This window comes from Cryobacterium sp. 10S3, assembly GCF_034344045.1.
GTDB lineage: Bacteria > Actinomycetota > Actinomycetes > Actinomycetales > Microbacteriaceae > Cryobacterium > Cryobacterium glucosi.
Map to the genome: position 1 here is coordinate 1,938,228 of NZ_CP133773.1, position 16,523 is coordinate 1,954,750.

Below are 16,523 nucleotides of genomic sequence, written 5' to 3' on the forward strand. Positions count from 1 at the left end.
GTCAGGCAGTACCGCAGATCGCCCGGAGCATTCGATGCTCCGGGCGATTCGTGCTTAACGGCGTCCGGCGGGACGTACTGCAGGTGCCACGGGGCTCAGCGCCACCACTGGTCGAAGAGGGATGCCGGAACCTGGCGCTTGTGCTCCGTGTTCAGGAACCGTGCCTCGATCGCCGCAGCGACCTCCTCGTCGACGGGGAGGCCCTCGAGGTAGTCGTCGATCTGCTCGTAGCGCAGGCCGAGGTTGTCCTCATCGGTCTGGCCAGGATTGCCGTCGAGCAGGTCGGCCGTCGGCGCCTTGAGGTAGAGGTGCTTCGGCGCCCCGAGTTCGATGAGGAGCGCCCTGCCCTGGCGCTTGGTCAGGCCGGTGAGCGGCAGCACGTCCGCGCCGCCGTCCCCGTACTTGGTGAAGAAGCCCGTGACGGCCTCTGCGGCGTGATCGGTGCCGATCACGAGGAGTCCGCGCGCCCCGGCGATGGCGTACTGGGCGACCATCCGCTCCCTGGCCTTGGTGTTGCCCTTGTCGAAGTCGGGCAGCGTCTCGCCGGTGCTGTCCTCGTATTCGGCCGCGATGCCGTCGACCGCGCGCTGCACGTTGAAGGTGAGCGCGGTGTGCGGCTGGATGAAGTCGAGCGCGAGTTCGCCATCGGCGTCATCGTGCTGCACGGCATACGGCAACCGTACGGCGACGAACTCAAATTCCTGTCCGGCGTCGTCGAGCTCCTCGATTGCGATCTGGGCCAGTCGCCCGGCGAGGGAGGAGTCCTGTCCACCGCTGACGCCGAGGATCAGCCCCTTCGCACCCGAGCCCACCAGGTACTCCTTGAGAAAGTCCACCCGTCGTCGAATCTCGGTAGCCGGATCAATTGTCGGTGACACATGCAGTTCGGCGATGATGCGCGCCTGAAGTTCTCCCATGCATCGAATCTATCAAAACGGCCGGCCCGGCCGCCCGGCGAGAGGTGCTTTGTTCAGCGGCGTTTGTTCAGCGGGGTGTGTCCGGCGGGCTTTGTTTCATCCACGCGGAGGTCTTGACTGGAGCCATGCAGATCACGAAGGTGTCCGCGCGCATTCGGGACACGAGCGAAGCAGCGGAATTCTTCGAGAACGTCCTCCTCCTCACGGTCGACAGGACGGTCGCCAGGGAACCGACCACGATTGAGGTGCGCATCGGGACGACCCTGCTCGAACTCTCTGAGGACCAGGACGCCGTCGGCCGGCACCACCTGGCCGTCACGATCCCCTCGAACACGTTCGCAGCAGCCCGGCAGTGGCTCGAGCCCCGATCCGCCCTGATCGGCACTCCCGATGCCGACGAGTTCGAGTTCGCAGCCTGGAACGCCCGCTCGCTCTACTTCACTGGGCCGGACCGCTCGGTCCTCGAGTTCATCGTCCGTCGCGACCTCGACAACAACACCCGCGGCGCATTCACGAGCGCCGACCTGCTCTGCATCAGCGAGGTCGGCGTCGCGACGGACGACGTGCTTGCGACGGCCGAATTCCTGAAGACCGAAGCGGATGTCCGGCCGTACGCCGGTGAGCCCGGCCGCAGCTTCGCACCGGTCGGAGACACCGACGGCCTGCTGATCCTCGTCTCACCCGGCCGTCCCTGGTTTCCCACCACGGACCGCGGGGCGTCAAGCGGGCCGATCCTGGTCGAGGCCACGGGACCCCGGCCGGGAGAGTACCCGCTGGGCGCCGGAAGCCTGCTCCGGATCCGATGAATGGGTGTCGTGGCATCCGCTGCGCGGAAATGCCGTGCGTGGTGTGGTGTGGTGCCCCCGGTTGGAATCGAACCAACGACAAGCGGATTAGAAGGCCGCTGCTCTATCCACTGAGCTACGGGGGCGCGGAGCGCTTCAACGATACCGCAGACCCAGACCCCGCCGCCCCGGCCATCCGCCGGCCAGGCCCGGCCCGGGCTCGCTGGCGGGCCGGGGACCGCGTCGGACCCCGCCGCTAGACTCGGACCATGACAAAAAGCAGTGACCGGTTGGTCTGGATTGATTGCGAGATGACCGGGTTAGACCTGGAAAACGATGAATTGGTGGAGATTGCCGTGGTCATCACCGACTACGACCTCAACGTGATCGACCCGGGCCTCGACATCATCATCAAGCCGAACGCCTCCGCGCTCGCGAATATGAACGACTTCGTGCGCAACATGCACACGACCTCCGGCCTCATCGAGGAGATCCCGAACGGGGTCAGCGCCGCGGAAGCCGAATTCGAGGTCCTCGAGTACGTGCTCAGGTTCATTCCCGCGGAGCAGAAGGCGCCGCTCGCCGGAAACTCGATCGGAACGGACCGCTCGTTCCTCGCGAAGTACATGCCGCGCCTCGACAACCAGCTGCACTACCGTAACGTCGATGTCTCCTCCATCAAGGAACTCGCCCGTCGCTGGTACCCGCGGGTGTACTTCAACGCCCCGGTGAAGGACGGCGGGCACCGCGCACTCGCAGACATCCTCGAGTCGATTCGCGAACTCGCGTACTACCGCCAGACCGTGTTCGTGGCCGACCCCGGACCCACGAGCGACGAGGCAAAAGCGAGCGCGGCAGAAGCCGTGTCAGCATTCACTCCAAACGTGTAATAGAATTCTTGAGTTGCCGCTGCTCCTTCGGGAAAAGCGCAGCACATGGTGGTTGTAGCTCAGTTGGTAGAGCGTCCGGTTGTGGTCCGGAAGGTCGCGGGTTCAAGCCCCGTCAGTCACCCCAAGTAGAGCAGGCATCCGTTCAGCACCTCACGATCAGTACTGTGTGAAATCAACACTGTGAGATGCTGAACGGATGCCGCAGCTCAGCCCCGATGAATTCAGTCACGAGGAATTCGAGAAGGTCGTCGTCGACGAGCTGGATCTCCTGCCCGACGACATGGTCGACGGGCTCGAGAACGTCATCTTCGTGGTCGAGGATCGTCCGGAGGACGGCTCCCTCGACACGCTCGGCCTCTACGACGGCGTCGCCCTGACACACCGCGACCAGTACGGTTTCGGCGAGATGCCGGACCGCATCATCCTGTACCGGGAGTCCCTGCTCGCGATCGTCGACTCCCTCGATGAGCTCCGCGATCAGGTGCACATCACCCTCGTGCACGAAATCGGCCATTTCTACGGGATCGATGACGACAGGCTGCACGAGCTCGGCTGGGGATGACCCGCACTTGTTAGCCTCGACTCATGAGTAAATTCCGGCCCGGCCGCGCCCTGGGTATCACGGTCGGTGCCCTGGCGATCCTTGTCATCGGCGTCTACGGGCCCGCGACGCTCCTCGGGCCGCTCCCGATGGTGAAGGCGACCGTGGTGTCGGCACCGGCCGCCGCGACAGCCGCCACTCCCCCGGTGCTCCCTGCCGCGGGCACGAGCGCCGTCGTGAGCCTCGTGCCGCCGGCCGCCGGCGCGGCAACGACCGCGACGACGGTCGCGACCACCCCGATCGCCGCAGCGGGCAGCACAACCCCGCTGCCGATGGCCGCCGCGGCGAAGATCGTCGCCGCCCTGGTCGTGCTCTCGGCCAAGCCCCTCGACGCCGGCGCCGCAGGGCCCGGGGTGCCGATCACGCCGGCCGACTACCAGGACTACCTCGACTACGTGGCCAACGGTGCCCGCACGGTCATCGTCTTCCCCGGCGAAACCTGGACGCAGCAGGAACTCCTGCAGGCGATGATCCTCGGTTCGAGCAACAACCACGCGGATACCCTCGCCCGGTGGGCCTTCGGCTCCCTCGACGCCTACGTCACGGCCGCCAACGCCTGGCTCACGAAGGAGGGCCTGGCCGGCATCCACGTCGCGGACGCCACGGGCCTCGCGGATGCGAGCGTCGGGACCGGAACGGACCTGGCGCGGCTCGCGGGCCTCGCTGCGACCAACCCGGTGATCAGCCAGATCCTCGCGAGCCCGGCATCCGCCCTCGTCGGCCAGCGCGGAGTCGACAACACGACCGCCTACCTGCCGGAGGAGGGCATCACCGGCCTCTCCCGCAGCTACACGGACGCCGGCGGCGTCTGTTTCCTGTTCACCGCAAGCGTGGGAACCGCGCCGGCGGCCTTCACCTTCGCCGGTGCCGTGATCGGCGAGCCGGACTACGACACGCTGACGACCGACCTGAAGGCGCTCATGGCCAGTGCAAAGGCCGGAGTCACCGACCTCCCGATCCTCGCGGAGGGCGCGGCGTACGTGCGTTTCGACGCTCCCTGGGACGCGACGGCCTCTGGCGTCGTGAAGACGGCCAAGACCCGCTTCGGCTGGCAGGCCGCTCCGGTAGGAGCACCCGCGCTTGACCTGGACGCGTTCGCGACCGGCCGCTCCGGTACGACGGTCGGCCGGGTCACCGTGGATGCGAGCGGGGAGGCCGTGACCTCACCCCTCGTGCTCGATACGACGATCAGCGCCCCCGGACCCGGCTGGCGCCTGCTCAACCCGGTGCCGATGATCTCGGCACTCCTGGAGCAGTAGCGGCTACTCCGGCTGGTCTTCCGGCACGTACGGGTCGCTGTCCGTCGCGTCGAAGCGGTAGCGCACATGGATCCGGCCCTGCACGTCGCGTTCGTCGACCTCGTCGTACCAGAACAGGGTCTCGATGCCCTCGACGAGCGAGACCATGCTGATCCGGCTGTCATGCGCGCCCCGCACGAGGACTCGGGAATCGACCTGTCCCTCGAGGGGGCCATCGATGAATTCGGCGGTGTAGAACACTTCTTCGGGAGCTGGACTAGTCATGACCTAACGCTAGTCCGATTTCCCCGATCTCCCCGATTTCCCCGATCTCCACGGAGGCCGGGGGTCCCGTCGAGTTCGATCGTCGCCCATCGTCCGGGTTCCTCCCGCACGAGGAATCCCTGCCATTCTGCCTGCCACTGGTCCCAGTGCGACCGGAATGCCTCACCGTCCCGCGCGAGGGCCCGCTGCTTGCGTTCCTCGTCGTCGGCAGTGAGCCAGATCCGTACGTCGCTCAGGCCGGCATTGGCCGCTGAGAGCGTGCCGCAGCCCTCGACGAGGAGCGGAAGGGCCGGGTCGACCGGATGCCATTCCGCAGGCGCGTCCGCTCCCCAGTCATAGCGGCGCCAGGCGCCGGGCAGTCCGGCCCGGAACGGGTGCAGCACGTGTTCGGTCAGGTGTGCGCTCGCGGCGGCCAGTCCGTTCCAGCCTGGATAGATGTCGTCGAGACGGATGAGTGCGGGCCGCACTCTCGTCGGCCCGGCGGTCGACGGCCAGGCGTCGAGGATGCGGTCGGCGAGGGTGCTCTTGCCCGCACCGCTCGGCCCGTCGATCAGGATCACGATGGGCCCGGCATCCGCCCTCTGGAACGCCGCGATCGCCGCCAGCACCGGGGCGAGCAGCACCTGGTCAGGAGAGGACAAAATGCCACGTCCCCGCCCAGACCGCAACCGCGATCGCGATGCCGGCGATACCGAGGCCGAGGCCGAGCATCACGGCGTCCCCTGCCCCGATCGCCGATGCGCGTGCCCAGGTGCGCGGCGCCGTCCCGAAGCCGCGGGCCTCCATAGCCGTTGCGAGCTTGCTCCCGCGGCGTACCGAGATGACGAGCAGGGCGAAGGCCGGCCCGAAGAAGCGGCGGAGGGCCCCGATCGGTCCGCCGCCGTCGCCGACACCCCGTGCGCGCCTGGCGAGGCTGAGGAAGCGCCAGTCTTCGATGAACATGCCGACGAGACGCAGGCCGGCGAGTCCGCCGAGCACGAACCGGGCCGGCAGGCGCAGCACCTGCGCGAGCCCGTCGGCGAGGTCGGTGGGGTCCGTCGTGGCCAGGAGGACGATTCCCGGCAGGCCGATCGCGAGTACCCGGAGCGCGATGGCCAGGCCGAGCTGGACCGAGCCGTCCGTCACCGTCACGAAACCGATTGTCAGGAGCACCGCTCCGGAGTCGCGGCCATACAGCACCGTCGTCAGGCCCGCGAAGGGCGCTGCGATCCACAGCGTCGACGTGCGCAGCCAGAATTGCCGCGCGCTCAGCCCGCACCAGAACAGCAGCACGCCCTCGAGGGCGAGGGCGACCAGTGCCGAGACCCAGTCGATCGAGAGCAGCAGCGCGAGGCTCACGACGATCGCGGCGCCGAGCTTGGAGATGGGGTTGAGCCGGGCGACCGCGCTCGGGCGGATGCTCGGCGTGAGGAGGCTCATCGGCGCGCCCCCGCCGCTGAGCCGGCCGCCGACCCGGCCCTGCCACCCGCGAGCCGGTATTCGGAGTCGGCGATCGTGTCGACGAGGAGCTCGTCGTGGGTGACGAAGACAAGGGCTGTGCCCGCGCTCTGCACCTCGACGAGGAGGGCGACGAGCTCCCGCCAGGTCCGGGAGTCCTGCCCGAAGGTGGGCTCGTCGAGCACAAGCACCCGCGGGCGGCTCGCGAGCACCGTCGCGACCGAGAGCCGGCGTTTCTCCCCGCCGGAAAGAGTGAAGGGGTTCGCTTCGGCCAGGTGGTCGAGCCGCAGCCTCTCGAGGAGCTCGTCGACCCGGCGGACCTGTTCCGCGGGGGCGAGGCCGAGGGCATGCGGGCCGACGGCGAGTTCAGCGCGCACGGAGCCGGAGAGGAACTGGTGTTCCGGGTCCTGGAAGACCGTACCAATCCGGGTCAGCAGGGCGCGGGAACGCCAGCGGACCGGTTCGGTGCCGAGGCCGCCCGCGAGGCCGGGACTCGCAGCGAGACGGCCGCCCGCCGGGGCGAGCAGGCCGGCCAGGGTGAGCGCGAGGGTCGATTTACCCGCGCCGTTCGGGCCCGTGATCGCGGTCGCCGTTCCCGCCCCGATGGTGAGGTCGATCCCGCCAGCGACGACCCGTGCGGTGCGTCGGGCGAACGGCACCCGCCCGACGGCGAGGCCGCTCGCGCTCAACAGGAGGTCGGGAGTCTGGGCTCCCCCGGCCTGGAGTCCGAGGTCGGCAGGTAGCCGGCTCGGCAGCCGGCCGGGAAGCCGCGGCGGGAGGTGCGGCACCCAGACCCCTGCCGCTGCGAGCCGTTCGCCCTCGGACTGCAGCACGGTGCCGGTCGGCCCGTCGGCAAGGATTCCACCGGCGGCATCGAGCACGATGACCCGATCGACGAGGTCCTGCCACACCGCAACCCGGTGTTCGATCACGATCAGGGTCGCCCCGGAGGCGTCGAGGGTGCGGCGCACGGCGTCGCGCACCTCGATGACACCCTCCGGGTCGAGGTTCGCAGTCGGCTCGTCGAGCAGGAGCAGGCCCGGCCGCATCGCGAGGACGCCCGCCAGTGCGAGGCGTTGTTTCTGGCCGCCGCTGAGCGCGGAGGTCGGGTGGTCGAGCGGGAGCCGCAGGCCGACCGAGTCGAGGGCGGCACCGACCCTGCGCCAGATCTCGTCGCGCGGCACGGCGAGATTCTCGCAGCCGAAGGCGACGTCGTCGCCGACCCTCGCGAGCACGACCTGGGAATCCGGGTCCTGCAGCACGAGACCGACCCGGCCGCGGGCATCCGCAGGACGCCGCCCGTCGACGAGAAGTTCGCCGGTCTCATCGCCCTCATCCTCAGATCCGAGTACTCCGGCGAGCGCGTGCACGAGAGTGCTCTTGCCCGCGCCGCTCGCGCCGAGCAAGAGCACCCGTTCGCCGGGGCGGATGTCGAGGTCGAGTCCGGAGACCGCAGGCGCGCCCCGTCCGGCGTGCCGCCAGCCCCAGCCGCGGGCGCGCACATGCGCGCCCGCGACCGGGCGTACGGAATCGGGATCCAGGGGCATCCGCTACGCGGTGGCTCGCTGGGCCGCCCGGCCCGAACTGTCCCGGCCTGCGGCGAAGCGGCTCAGGGCTCCTGAGCGCACGAGGCCGCGCAGGACGAGCCAGGAGACAAGCCCGCCGAGGAGCACGCCGGAGATCACGGCAGAGACGAAGTAGGTCACCTTGATCGCGTCGTCGACGGCTGCGTAGCTGTTCAGCACGTCGAGGATTCCGACCGCAACGCCGGCGCCGGCGCCGGCGAGGAGTGCGGTGCCGAGCTTCCAGCTCGAGTAGAGGAACAGGGCGAAGACGATCTCCGCGCCGAGGCCCTCGACGACGCCCCAGATCAGGGTCGAGAAACCCCACTGGGTGCCGATGAGCATCGAGACGACGGCTGCGACGACCTCGGTGTAGACGGCGGCGCCGGGCTTCCGCACGACGAGTCCGCCGAGCACGGCTGCGAAGAGCCAGCCGCCGGCGAGGAGGCCCTCGAGGCCGGGCGTGAAAGCCAGGACGGTGCTGAGCGGCGTCCAGGCCAGGCCCCACGCCCAGAAGATGACGCCGCTCGCGACGCCGATCACGCTGGCGACGACGATGTCGACGACCCGCCAGCGGTAGTTGCGAACCCGGGCTGCGGGTGTGGTGGTTGTTGAATGCATGATGTCGCGCCCTTTCAATGGCAATTGAGGGCACGGGTATGAGTGTTTCTGCCTCCCTGCGCTGGCATGATCCAGATCAGGTTTGACGGTCGAAGCTTAGGAAGCTTCCTCTCAGCCCGGTTGACCGGACTCCCGTGTTCGATTCCGAGTATAGACCGCACCGGCTTCCCGCCGCGGGCAGGGGCGCGGCGAGGGCCCCGTGTACAGTGAAAGCAGGTGTGCCGGGAAGTCTGGTCGGCGTCCGCTCATCGAGCCCGAAACCAGAGGATCCACCCATGACCCCACCCACGAATCCGCCGATGACTCCACCAGGAAGCGCCCCCTCCCCTCGCAATCCTCGGGGAATCGGCGCGGTCTTCCGGCGCAGCAGCTATCCGGAATACGTGCGGATCAGTCAGATCCTCCGTCGTGAGACGGTCGGCGGGGCACTCCTCCTCGTAGCGACCGTCATCGCCCTGGTCCTCGCGAACTCGCCGGCCTCCGGCCTCTACTTCGCCGTACGCGACTTCCAGTTCGGTTACGAGCCCTGGCACCTCCAGCTCAGCGTCGGGGCCTGGGCGGCCGACGGGCTGCTCGCGATCTTCTTCTTCCTCGCCGGCCTGGAGCTCAAACGCGAATTCGTCGCCGGGGACCTGCGCACCCTCGACCGCGCTGTCGTTCCCGTTGCCGCGGCCGTCGGTGGCGTGCTGACCCCCGCGCTCTTCTTCACGCTCGTGAACCTCGGCGGTGGCGCGGAAGCGCTGCGCGGCTGGGCCGTACCGACCGCGACGGACATCGCCTTCGCCGTCGCCGTGCTCGCCGTGATCGGCTCGCACCTGCCGAGCGCCCTCCGGGTGTTCCTGCTGACCCTCGCCGTCGTCGACGACCTGCTGGCGATCACGATCATCGCGTTCTTCTACACGAGCGACCTCCAGCCGCTCCTGCTTGCGGCCGCCGTGGTGCCGCTCGCCGTTTTCGCATTCCTCGCGCACCGATACTCGTACCATTTCGGGACGCAACCGTGGCTGGCGTGGCTCGTTCTCGTGCCGCTCGGCGTGCTGACCTGGGTTCTGGTTCATGCGTCCGGCATCCACGCCACCGTTGCCGGCGTGCTGCTCGGTTTCGCGGTGCCCGTGCTCCGCAGTCGTCGTGGTGGCGGACCAGACGCGGGAGCGGGGCTCGCCCAGACCCTCGAGCACCGGATCCGGCCGTTGTCGGCGGGATTCGCCGTCCCGGTTTTCGCCTTCTTCTCCGCGGGTGTCGCGATCGGCGGGCCCGCCGGTCTCGCGGCAGCGCTGAGCGACCCCGTCGCGATCGGGATCATCGTCGCGCTCGTCCTCGGCAAGCCGGTCGGCATCCTCGGCGCCACCTGGCTCGTGACCCGCACGACGAAGGCATCGCTCGACCCCGACCTCGCCTGGGTCGACGTGATCGGCGTCGCGATGCTCGCCGGGGTGGGCTTCACGGTGTCGTTGCTGATCAGCGAGCTCGGCTTCGGGCACGGCACGATCGAGGACGACCACGCCAAGGTCGCCATCCTCACGGCGTCCCTGCTCGCGGCTCTCCTCGCCGCCGTCGTGCTGCGCAGCCGCAACCGGCACTACCGGGAGATCGACCTCAAGGAGAAGACGGACGCGGACAACGACGGGGTCCCGGACGCCTTCGAGTAGGGGCTACTTCTTGAGTGCCCGGATCACGTGACTGAGCGTCTTGCCGACGACCCAGACGAAGGGGATACCGACGGCGAGCAGCGAGATGACGTTGGGTTCGAAGCGAACGGTGCCCTGGGACTTCACGTAGGCGCCCACCGGGATGGAGACTCCGCCACCGCCGCCGCCGGCGCCGTGTCCGGGGCTGCCGAAGCCACCCGTGCCGGTTCCTTCGGTCGATTCACCTTCGCCGCCGCCGAAACCGTAGTACACGAGCGCGACGGGAACGATCGTGATCCCGTCGACGAGGACGGGGTCACCGTATGCCGACCGCACGCCGGCGGAGCGGGAGATTTCTGCGAGCTTTTCGGGGAGGCTAGTCATCTCTTCACGATACTCCGCCGCGCTCCGCAACGCCCGGCATCAGGGATTCGCGTCGCCGCGTTCTCCCGCACGGGGGTTCGGCTTGGTGGCGTCGAGGCCCACCGGGCGGGCCTGGCTCGGCCCGAGCAGTGAGGCGGGCCGCACCGAACCGCGACCGAAGCGCGCGGTGACGGAGTCCACCGCGAGTTCGGCGCCACGCCAGTCGTCGTCGGGGTCCCAGAGGCCGAGGCCCGCCCCATCGCCGTCGCCCAGCTGCTCCACCCGCACTCCGATCAGTCGCACCCGGATGCCGCGGGCCGCGAGCACGTCGAAGCTCGCCGCGGCTTCCTCGTAGATGCGGCGGCCCACGTTCGTCGCCTCGGCGAGGGTGCGCGAGCGGGTCACGGTGCTGAAGTCGGTGTACCGGAGTTTCAGGACCACGCAGCGCCCGACGAGGCCGGCGCGCCGGAGGGAAACCGCCACCGCGTCGGACTGGCGGAGGAGCTCGCTGCGCAACCGGGCGACATCCGTCACGTCGTGTTCGAAGGTGATCTCGTGGCCGACGCTCTTCTCCTCGCGTTCGAGGGTCACTCCGCGCGGGTCTCTCCCCCACGCGAGCTCGTGCAACTTGCGGCCGGAGGCCTCGCCGATGGACTTCTGCAGCACAGGCAGCGGCGTGGCGGCGAGGTCGCCGATCGTGCGGAGGCCGAGCCCGAGGAGCGACTTCTCGGTCATGGCGCCGACGCCCCAGAGTGAGCCGACAGGCAACGGATGCAGGAACGCGAGGGTGTCCTCAGCCGGTACCACGAGCAGGCCGTTGGGTTTCGCCCTGCTCGACGCCATCTTGGCGACGAACTTCGTCGACGCGGCACCGACGGAACAGGTGAGCCCGGTCTCGTTCTGGACCCGCTCGCGGATCAGCGCCGCGATCACGGCGGGCGAGCCATGCAGGCGGCGGGCCCCGGAGACGTCGAGGAAGGCTTCGTCGATGCTGAGCGGCTCGACGAGCGGGGTCATGTCCGTGAAGATGCCCATCACCTGCTCGGAGAAATCCCGGTACCGGCTCATGTGCGGTTCGAGGACGACCGCCGCCGGGCAGCGCCGCAGGGCGAGCGCCATCGGCATGGCCGAGTTCACGCCGTAGCGCCGGGCGACGTAGTTGGCGGCGGTCACGACGGAGCGGCCGGAGCGGTGGCCGACGATGACGGGTTTATCGACGAGTTCCGGGTGGTCGAGCAGCTCGACGGACGCGAAGAACGCATCCATGTCGATGTGAAGCAGGGTCGCGGAGGAGTCGTCGACGCTTGCCGCCGAGACCGTGCGGTCGCTTCCGTCCTGCCTGCTCACCCTGAGACCCTAACCCACACCGCCGACCGTGCGGGCAGACCTGTTCCACGGGTAGCGTGCGAGGCGGAATGCACCGGCGACCGCAGGGGTTGCATCGTGCAACGAAAGGAGCCTTCATGGAATCGAACTGGATCGCACTTCAGCAGCAGGCCCACCAGGAGTTCAGCGCCCGGCTCGCGCACGTCACCAGCTGGGACGCACCGACCCCCGACTCGGACTGGACCGTCCGCGACCTCGTGCGCCATGTCGTCCGCGGCCAGCAGAGTGTACCGCGGCTCCTCGCCGGACGGTCGGTCATCGAGGCTCGCCTCACCCGCGCCCCGCTCGGCTCCGACCTGCAGGCGGAATGGGACACCTACTCCGCCCTCGCGACCGCCGCCTGGTCGGAGGCCCCGGCGGATGCTCCCGTCCGGCTGGCGTCCGAAACCGTCACCGCCGCGGAGTACCTGCGGGAACAGGTCGCGGAGGTCACCATCCACACCTGGGATCTCGCCAGGGCCGTCTCCGCCGACGAGTCCCTCGACGACGAGCTCGTCGCCGCCGTCTGGACGGTCTTCGAGCCCCAGAAGGACGCCCTCGAAGCAAGCGGCCTCTTCGCTCCCCCGGTTCCCCTCCCCGACGACGCGCCGCTGCAGTCCCGCCTCCTCGCGCTCACCGGGCGCGACGCGCGCTGAACCGAGTGGGCCTCAGGGGGTGACTTTCTCGGCCCCCGCGAGGCGCTGTGCCACGTAGATCGGCACGATCGAGACCAGCACGAGGACAACCGCGATGACGTTGACGATCGGGGCCTGATTCGGCCGGAACAGGTTGTCGAGGATCCAGATCGGCAGGGTCTTCACGCTCGACCCCGCCGTGAACGTCGTCACGATGATCTCGTCGAAGCTCAGCGCGAAAGCGAGAAGTCCCCCCGCGAAAAGTGCAGAACGCAGCTGCGGGAAGGTCACGAGTCGGAAGGTGGTCCACAGCCCCGCTCCGAGATCGGCGGACGCCTCCTCGAAGTTCATGCCGACGCGGCGGAGACGCGCGATGACATTGTTGAACACCGTGACGATGCAGAAGGTCGCGTGCGCGATGATCACGGTCGCGATCGACAGCTGAATGCCCATGATCGTGCGGAACGCATTGTTGAGCGCAATGCCCGTGATGATCCCGGGGAGCGCGATCGGCAGGATCACGAGGAGGCTCACGGCGTCGCGGCCGAAGAACGCGAACCGCTGCAGGGCGAGCGAGATCAGGGTGCCGAGGACGAGGGAGACCAGGGTCGCCACGATCGCGATCTGCACGCTCGTCCCGATCGCGTTGAGGGCGCCCTCATTGTGGAACGCCTTCACCCACCACTCGAAGGTCAGGCCGGGCGGTGGCCAGGTCAGGTTCGTGCTCGTGCTGAAGGAGTTGATCAGCACGACGATGAGCGGCAGGTAGATCACCGCGAGAATGATCCCGGTGAGGACGGCGAGGACGATCCGTGCCGGTCTGCTGAGGCGCATCTCTCCCCTTACAGGTTGTCCAGGGCGCCGGTGCGGCGCACGGCGGCGAGGTATCCGAAAATGATCACGATCGGGATGAGGGCGATCGCCGCCGCGAGGGGCAGGTTGTTCGCCGCGCCGACGTTCGTGTAGACGAGGTTCCCGAGCATCTGGTTGGCCCCGCCGACGATGTTGACCGTGATGTAGTCGCCGAGGGTGAGCGAGAAGCTGAAGATCGAACCGGCGATGATCGCCGGCCAGATCATCGGCAGCACGATGAGCCGAAGGGTGGATCCGGTCCGGCCCCCGAGGTCGCCTGAGGCCTCGAGCAGGGAGTCCGGCACGCGTTCCAGTCCGGCGTAGATCGGCAGGATCACGTACGGCAGCCAGAGGTAAGCGAGGGTGATGACCGTTGCCGGCAGCCCGTATCCCGGGGTCTGGCCGCCGAAGGGCGCGACCAGCCAGTCGACGATGCCGTCGCTCGACAGCACGGAGCGCCACGCATACGCCTTGACCAGGTAGCTCGCCCAGAGCGGCATCAGCACGGCGATCACGAGCACCCGCTGCCACCTGGTGCTCGCGACCTTGGCCATGTAGAACGCGATCGGCAGGGCGACCAGGATGTCGACGACGGTCACGACCACGGCGATGCCGAGGGTGCGCAGGGTCACCGTCTGGTACAGCGAGCCGGTCAGCACGGTGACGATGTTGTCGAGCGTCCAGGTCTGCGTGATGGTTCCCGTGAACGTGTCCACCGTCCACAGGGCCGTGATCAGCAGCGCCGCGAGGGCCACGATGTACACCAGCCCGAGCCAGAACAGCGGAGCCGAGAGCAGCAGGGAGAGTCGGAGCCGAGGGTGCCGGCTCAGGAAGACCGAGATCCGGCGGGCCCCGGTGTCGCGGGGCACCGGAACGGGCCCGCCGGAATCGGCCTGGAGCATCAGCCCTTGATCTCCTGCCACGCGGTCGTCCAGGCCGCGTAGTCGGTGCAGGTCACGTCGGTCCTGCCGTCGACGCATTTGGCGATCGGCGTCGTCCAGTACCAGATCTTCGACGCGTAGTCGGCGTCTCCGGCGTGATAGGTCGCGCACTGGTTGGGGTCCGTCATGAACTCGCAGGCCTTCTGGTTGGACGGGGCCTCTCCGAAGTACTCGGTCGCTTGCGCGTTCGCCTTCGGGCTCGCGATGTAGTTGAGCCAGACGTACGCGCAGTTGGGGTGCGCCGCTTTCGAGGCGATCATCCAGGTGTCAGACCAGCCGGTGACTCCTTCCGACGGAACTGTGACCTCGGCGGCGGTCCCGGCGGCGAGCGAGTTGCGGATCACCTGCCAGGTGGTTCCGACGACCGTGTCCCCGGTCTCGAAGGACTGCACCGACTTGAGGTAGTCGGACCAGTACTCTCCGATATTCGGGCGCTGCTGCTTGAGCAGGTCGACGGCCGCCGCGAGCTGCTTCTCATCGAGGGCGTACGGGTTCTTGATCCCGAGATCGGGCTGGTGCTTCATCAGGTACATGGCGGCATCCGCGATGTAGATCGGGGAGTCGTATGCCGTGACCTTGCCCTTGTACGCCGAAGACTTGTCGAACACGACGTCCCACGACGTCGGGGCCGGCGTGACGACATCCTTGTTGTACATCAACAGGTTGGCGCCGTAGCCGTGCGGGATGCCGTAGGAGACACCGTCGACGCTGTTCCAGGCCTGCAGCTTGAGGAAGTCGTAGATTCCGGCGTAGTTCGGGATCAGGTCGGTGTTCACCGGGGCGACGTCTCCGGCGGCGACCAGGCGCAGGGAGGCATCTCCCGAGGCCGCGACAACATCGTAGTCGCCCGTCTTCATCAGGTTGAAGGCCTCGTCGGAGGTGCCGTAGGTCTTGCTCGTGACCTTACAGCCGGTCTCGTCCTGGAAGGCGCTGACCCAGTCCACGGTCGGGTCGTTGCTGCCGTCTTCGACGTAGCCGGGCCACGCGAGGATCGAGACGGCCCCCTCGTTCGCGCCGAGGGCCGTCGGTGCGGATGCGGTGGGCTTGGTCGCCCCGGACGTCGTGGTTCCGCACGCCGTGAGGAGCGCGATCGAGGCGATGGCGAGCCCGGTCAGGGCGGTCAGTCTGGAGTTGCGGTGGGGCGCGTGGCGGTTCATTACGGTCTCCATTCTTGGTGAGCTGTTTAAGGTGCCGGGTCCAGTGATTCGGTGCGGCGGTCTGCGACGACCACGACGGTGTCCCTGTCGGACCAGGCCACGCGCACACGGGCGCCGCGTTCTTCGTCGCCGACCCGACGCGCGTCGTTCTGCTCCTGCACGACGACGCGCATGCCCGCGTCGAGGTCGACGATGAGCCGGGTACTGCTGCCCAGGTAGATCACCTCGGCGAGGACGCCTGTCGCCGAGCGGTCGCCGCTGAGCGGGGACTCCAGCCTCTCGACCGTCATCTTCTCCGGACGCACCGAGTGGATGCCTCCTCGGCCGAGCACACGGAGGGACAGCTCGTCGCTGAACACGTTGGACGTGCCTACGAAAGCGGCTACGAAGGGCGATACCGGGTGATCGTAGATCTCGGCGGGGGTTCCGAGCTGTTCGATCCGACCCTCGTTGAAGACGGCGATCCGGTCGCTCAGGGTGAGCGCCTCCTCCTGGTCGTGGGTGACGAAAATGAAGGTGATGCCGAGTTCGCGCTGGAGTTCCTTCAGTTCGACCTGCATCTGCTCGCGCAACTTGAGGTCGAGGGCGCCGAGCGGCTCGTCCAGAAGCAGCACCTTGGGCTGGACGACCGTGGCCCTGGCCAGGGCCACGCGCTGCCGTTGCCCGCCGGAGAGCTGTCCGGGCTTCCGGTCGCCGAACCCGCCGAGACGCACGGTGTCGAGGGCCGCCCTGGCCCGCTCGTGGCGTTCGCGCCTGCCGACGCCGCGCACGCGCAGCCCGTATGCGACGTTGTCGAGCACGGTCATGTGCGGGAAGAGCGCATAGTCCTGGAACACGGTGTTGACGTCGCGGTCGAAGGGGGCGCGGTCGGTCACGTCTTTTCCCTGGAGCGACACCGTTCCGCTCGTGGGCTGTTCGAAGCCCGCGATCAGCCGGAGCACGGTCGTCTTTCCGGAGCCGGAAGGGCCGAGCATCGAGAAGAATTCGCCCTCGACGACGTCGAGATCAACCCCGTCAACGGCGTTTCCCGCGCCGAAGGACTTGGTCAGCCCCCGCAAGCGGATTGCCGGTCGGTCTGCGGACACGGAGCCTCCTTTGTCACCCTCGGCTAAATCATATGGAAACGGATGTCTGAAATCCGGTTCCGCATGTTGCGGTCAGGTCACGATGACCGAACGCCTCCGAGAACGACACCCTATAGCGACGGCCCGCGTCCGGCATGGCCCCCGTTCGCCCTGGTCAGTCG

The 16,523-nt window shown here is 68.4% G+C and carries 18 protein-coding genes, 2 tRNA genes and 1 riboswitch; of the genes, 7 read left to right on the forward strand and 13 right to left on the reverse strand.

The genetic code is table 11. From position 1 onward, the window contains the following. Positions 1-95 precede the first annotated feature (95 nt). A complete protein-coding gene (gene nadE, locus RHM57_RS09015; protein WP_134447815.1) occupies positions 96-917 on the reverse strand; it encodes an ammonia-dependent NAD(+) synthetase in 822 nt (273 codons plus the stop codon). Positions 918-1,042: 125 nt separating this feature from the next. Here nadE and RHM57_RS09020 point away from each other — a divergent pair, with 125 nt between their 5' ends. After that, positions 1,043-1,723 carry a VOC family protein gene (locus tag RHM57_RS09020; protein WP_134447813.1) on the forward strand — a complete coding sequence of 227 codons (681 nt, stop codon included), beginning with the start codon at positions 1,043-1,045 and terminating at the stop codon, positions 1,721-1,723. Positions 1,724-1,772: 49 nt separating this feature from the next. Here RHM57_RS09020 and RHM57_RS09025 read toward each other — a convergent pair. Then, positions 1,773-1,848, reverse strand: a tRNA-Arg gene (locus RHM57_RS09025). 123 nt (positions 1,849-1,971) lie between these two features. Between RHM57_RS09025 and orn the strand changes: the two genes are divergently transcribed. From orn to RHM57_RS09045, 4 genes are all read left to right on the forward strand, one after another. Beyond that, positions 1,972-2,592 (forward strand): oligoribonuclease, encoded by a 621-nt coding sequence (gene orn, locus RHM57_RS09030; RefSeq protein WP_134447698.1) that lies wholly within the window; start codon positions 1,972-1,974, stop codon positions 2,590-2,592. A gap of 48 nt (positions 2,593-2,640) precedes the next feature. Continuing rightward, positions 2,641-2,716 (forward strand) — tRNA-His (locus tag RHM57_RS09035). Positions 2,717-2,788: 72 nt separating this feature from the next. Further along, entirely contained in the window at positions 2,789-3,154 is a 366-nt protein-coding gene (locus RHM57_RS09040; RefSeq protein WP_134559944.1) for a metallopeptidase family protein, read from the forward strand. Positions 3,155-3,177: 23 nt separating this feature from the next. Further along, the gene (locus tag RHM57_RS09045; RefSeq protein WP_322189764.1) at positions 3,178-4,452 is read left to right on the forward strand and encodes a hypothetical protein; all 1,275 of its coding nucleotides are present in this window, start codon (positions 3,178-3,180) and stop codon (positions 4,450-4,452) included. Between the two features lie 3 nt (positions 4,453-4,455). On the opposite strand, the gene RHM57_RS09050 is transcribed toward RHM57_RS09045, so the two are convergent. Genes RHM57_RS09050 through RHM57_RS09070 form a run of 5 tightly spaced genes read right to left on the reverse strand, consistent with a single transcriptional unit; the run spans position 4,456 to position 8,336 of the window. Continuing rightward, positions 4,456-4,716: a hypothetical protein gene (locus RHM57_RS09050; RefSeq protein ID WP_134447692.1), complete on the reverse strand. Its 261-nt coding sequence runs from the start codon at positions 4,714-4,716 to the stop codon at positions 4,456-4,458. Continuing rightward, positions 4,713-5,357, reverse strand: a complete 645-nt coding sequence (locus RHM57_RS09055) for an ATP-binding protein (RefSeq protein ID WP_322189765.1) — start codon at positions 5,355-5,357, stop codon at positions 4,713-4,715. Before RHM57_RS09055 ends, RHM57_RS09050 begins: the two co-directional genes overlap by 4 nt. After that, positions 5,344-6,135, reverse strand: a complete 792-nt coding sequence (locus RHM57_RS09060) for an energy-coupling factor transporter transmembrane component T family protein (RefSeq protein WP_134559948.1) — start codon at positions 6,133-6,135, stop codon at positions 5,344-5,346. The genes RHM57_RS09055 and RHM57_RS09060 overlap by 14 nt, the downstream gene beginning before the upstream one ends. Further along, positions 6,132-7,700 carry an ABC transporter ATP-binding protein gene (locus RHM57_RS09065; protein ID WP_134559950.1) on the reverse strand — a complete coding sequence of 523 codons (1,569 nt, stop codon included), beginning with the start codon at positions 7,698-7,700 and terminating at the stop codon, positions 6,132-6,134. The genes RHM57_RS09060 and RHM57_RS09065 overlap by 4 nt, the downstream gene beginning before the upstream one ends. A 3-nt stretch (positions 7,701-7,703) precedes the next feature. Then, entirely contained in the window at positions 7,704-8,336 is a 633-nt protein-coding gene (locus RHM57_RS09070) for an ECF transporter S component (protein WP_322135713.1), read from the reverse strand. 36 nt (positions 8,337-8,372) lie between these two features. Continuing rightward, positions 8,373-8,482: riboswitch (TPP riboswitch) on the reverse strand. Between the two features lie 129 nt (positions 8,483-8,611). On the opposite strand from RHM57_RS09070, the gene nhaA reads away from it, so the two are divergent. Beyond that, on the forward strand, positions 8,612-9,985 hold the full coding sequence (nhaA, locus tag RHM57_RS09075) for a Na+/H+ antiporter NhaA (RefSeq protein ID WP_370294804.1): 1,374 nt from the start codon (positions 8,612-8,614) through the stop codon (positions 9,983-9,985). A gap of 3 nt (positions 9,986-9,988) precedes the next feature. Here nhaA and RHM57_RS09080 read toward each other — a convergent pair whose 3' ends face one another. After that, a complete protein-coding gene (locus RHM57_RS09080) occupies positions 9,989-10,348 on the reverse strand; it encodes a spore germination protein GerW family protein (RefSeq protein ID WP_322189766.1) in 360 nt (119 codons plus the stop codon). 39 nt (positions 10,349-10,387) lie between these two features. Continuing rightward, the gene (locus RHM57_RS09085) at positions 10,388-11,674 is read right to left on the reverse strand and encodes a DNA polymerase IV (RefSeq protein WP_134447682.1); all 1,287 of its coding nucleotides are present in this window, start codon (positions 11,672-11,674) and stop codon (positions 10,388-10,390) included. Positions 11,675-11,790: 116 nt separating this feature from the next. On the opposite strand from RHM57_RS09085, the gene RHM57_RS09090 reads away from it, so the two are divergent. Next, a complete protein-coding gene (locus RHM57_RS09090) occupies positions 11,791-12,348 on the forward strand; it encodes a TIGR03086 family metal-binding protein (protein ID WP_322135710.1) in 558 nt (185 codons plus the stop codon). A gap of 12 nt (positions 12,349-12,360) precedes the next feature. On the opposite strand, the gene RHM57_RS09095 is transcribed toward RHM57_RS09090, so the two are convergent. The 4 genes from RHM57_RS09095 to RHM57_RS09110 are packed head-to-tail and all read right to left on the reverse strand — an operon-like array spanning position 12,361 to position 16,362. Beyond that, positions 12,361-13,161 (reverse strand): ABC transporter permease, encoded by an 801-nt coding sequence (locus tag RHM57_RS09095; RefSeq protein WP_134447678.1) that lies wholly within the window; start codon positions 13,159-13,161, stop codon positions 12,361-12,363. 8 nt (positions 13,162-13,169) lie between these two features. Next, complete coding sequence (locus tag RHM57_RS09100) at positions 13,170-14,102, reverse strand: ABC transporter permease (RefSeq protein ID WP_241975442.1); 933 nt, start codon at positions 14,100-14,102, stop codon at positions 13,170-13,172. Then, the gene (locus RHM57_RS09105; RefSeq protein ID WP_322189767.1) at positions 14,081-15,277 is read right to left on the reverse strand and encodes an ABC transporter substrate-binding protein; all 1,197 of its coding nucleotides are present in this window, start codon (positions 15,275-15,277) and stop codon (positions 14,081-14,083) included. The genes RHM57_RS09100 and RHM57_RS09105 overlap by 22 nt, the downstream gene beginning before the upstream one ends. Before the next feature lie 26 nt (positions 15,278-15,303). Then, a complete protein-coding gene (locus RHM57_RS09110; RefSeq protein WP_134447674.1) occupies positions 15,304-16,362 on the reverse strand; it encodes an ABC transporter ATP-binding protein in 1,059 nt (352 codons plus the stop codon). Between the last annotated feature and the right edge of the window lie 161 nt (positions 16,363-16,523).

Coding starts and splice junctions, on each gene's coding strand:
- nadE (WP_134447815.1), bottom strand. CDS start 917: ATGGGAGAACTTCAGGCGCGCATCATCGCCGAACTGCATGTGTCACCG.
- RHM57_RS09020 (WP_134447813.1), top strand. CDS start 1,043: ATGCAGATCACGAAGGTGTCCGCGCGCATTCGGGACACGAGCGAAGCA.
- orn (WP_134447698.1), top strand. CDS start 1,972: ATGACAAAAAGCAGTGACCGGTTGGTCTGGATTGATTGCGAGATGACC.
- RHM57_RS09040 (WP_134559944.1), top strand. CDS start 2,789: ATGCCGCAGCTCAGCCCCGATGAATTCAGTCACGAGGAATTCGAGAAG.
- RHM57_RS09045 (WP_322189764.1), top strand. CDS start 3,178: ATGAGTAAATTCCGGCCCGGCCGCGCCCTGGGTATCACGGTCGGTGCC.
- RHM57_RS09050 (WP_134447692.1), bottom strand. CDS start 4,716: ATGACTAGTCCAGCTCCCGAAGAAGTGTTCTACACCGCCGAATTCATC.
- RHM57_RS09060 (WP_134559948.1), bottom strand. CDS start 6,135: ATGAGCCTCCTCACGCCGAGCATCCGCCCGAGCGCGGTCGCCCGGCTC.
- RHM57_RS09065 (WP_134559950.1), bottom strand. CDS start 7,700: ATGCCCCTGGATCCCGATTCCGTACGCCCGGTCGCGGGCGCGCATGTG.
- RHM57_RS09070 (WP_322135713.1), bottom strand. CDS start 8,336: ATGCATTCAACAACCACCACACCCGCAGCCCGGGTTCGCAACTACCGC.
- nhaA (WP_370294804.1), top strand. CDS start 8,612: ATGACCCCACCCACGAATCCGCCGATGACTCCACCAGGAAGCGCCCCC.
- RHM57_RS09080 (WP_322189766.1), bottom strand. CDS start 10,348: ATGACTAGCCTCCCCGAAAAGCTCGCAGAAATCTCCCGCTCCGCCGGC.
- RHM57_RS09090 (WP_322135710.1), top strand. CDS start 11,791: ATGGAATCGAACTGGATCGCACTTCAGCAGCAGGCCCACCAGGAGTTC.
- RHM57_RS09095 (WP_134447678.1), bottom strand. CDS start 13,161: ATGCGCCTCAGCAGACCGGCACGGATCGTCCTCGCCGTCCTCACCGGG.
- RHM57_RS09105 (WP_322189767.1), bottom strand. CDS start 15,277: ATGAACCGCCACGCGCCCCACCGCAACTCCAGACTGACCGCCCTGACC.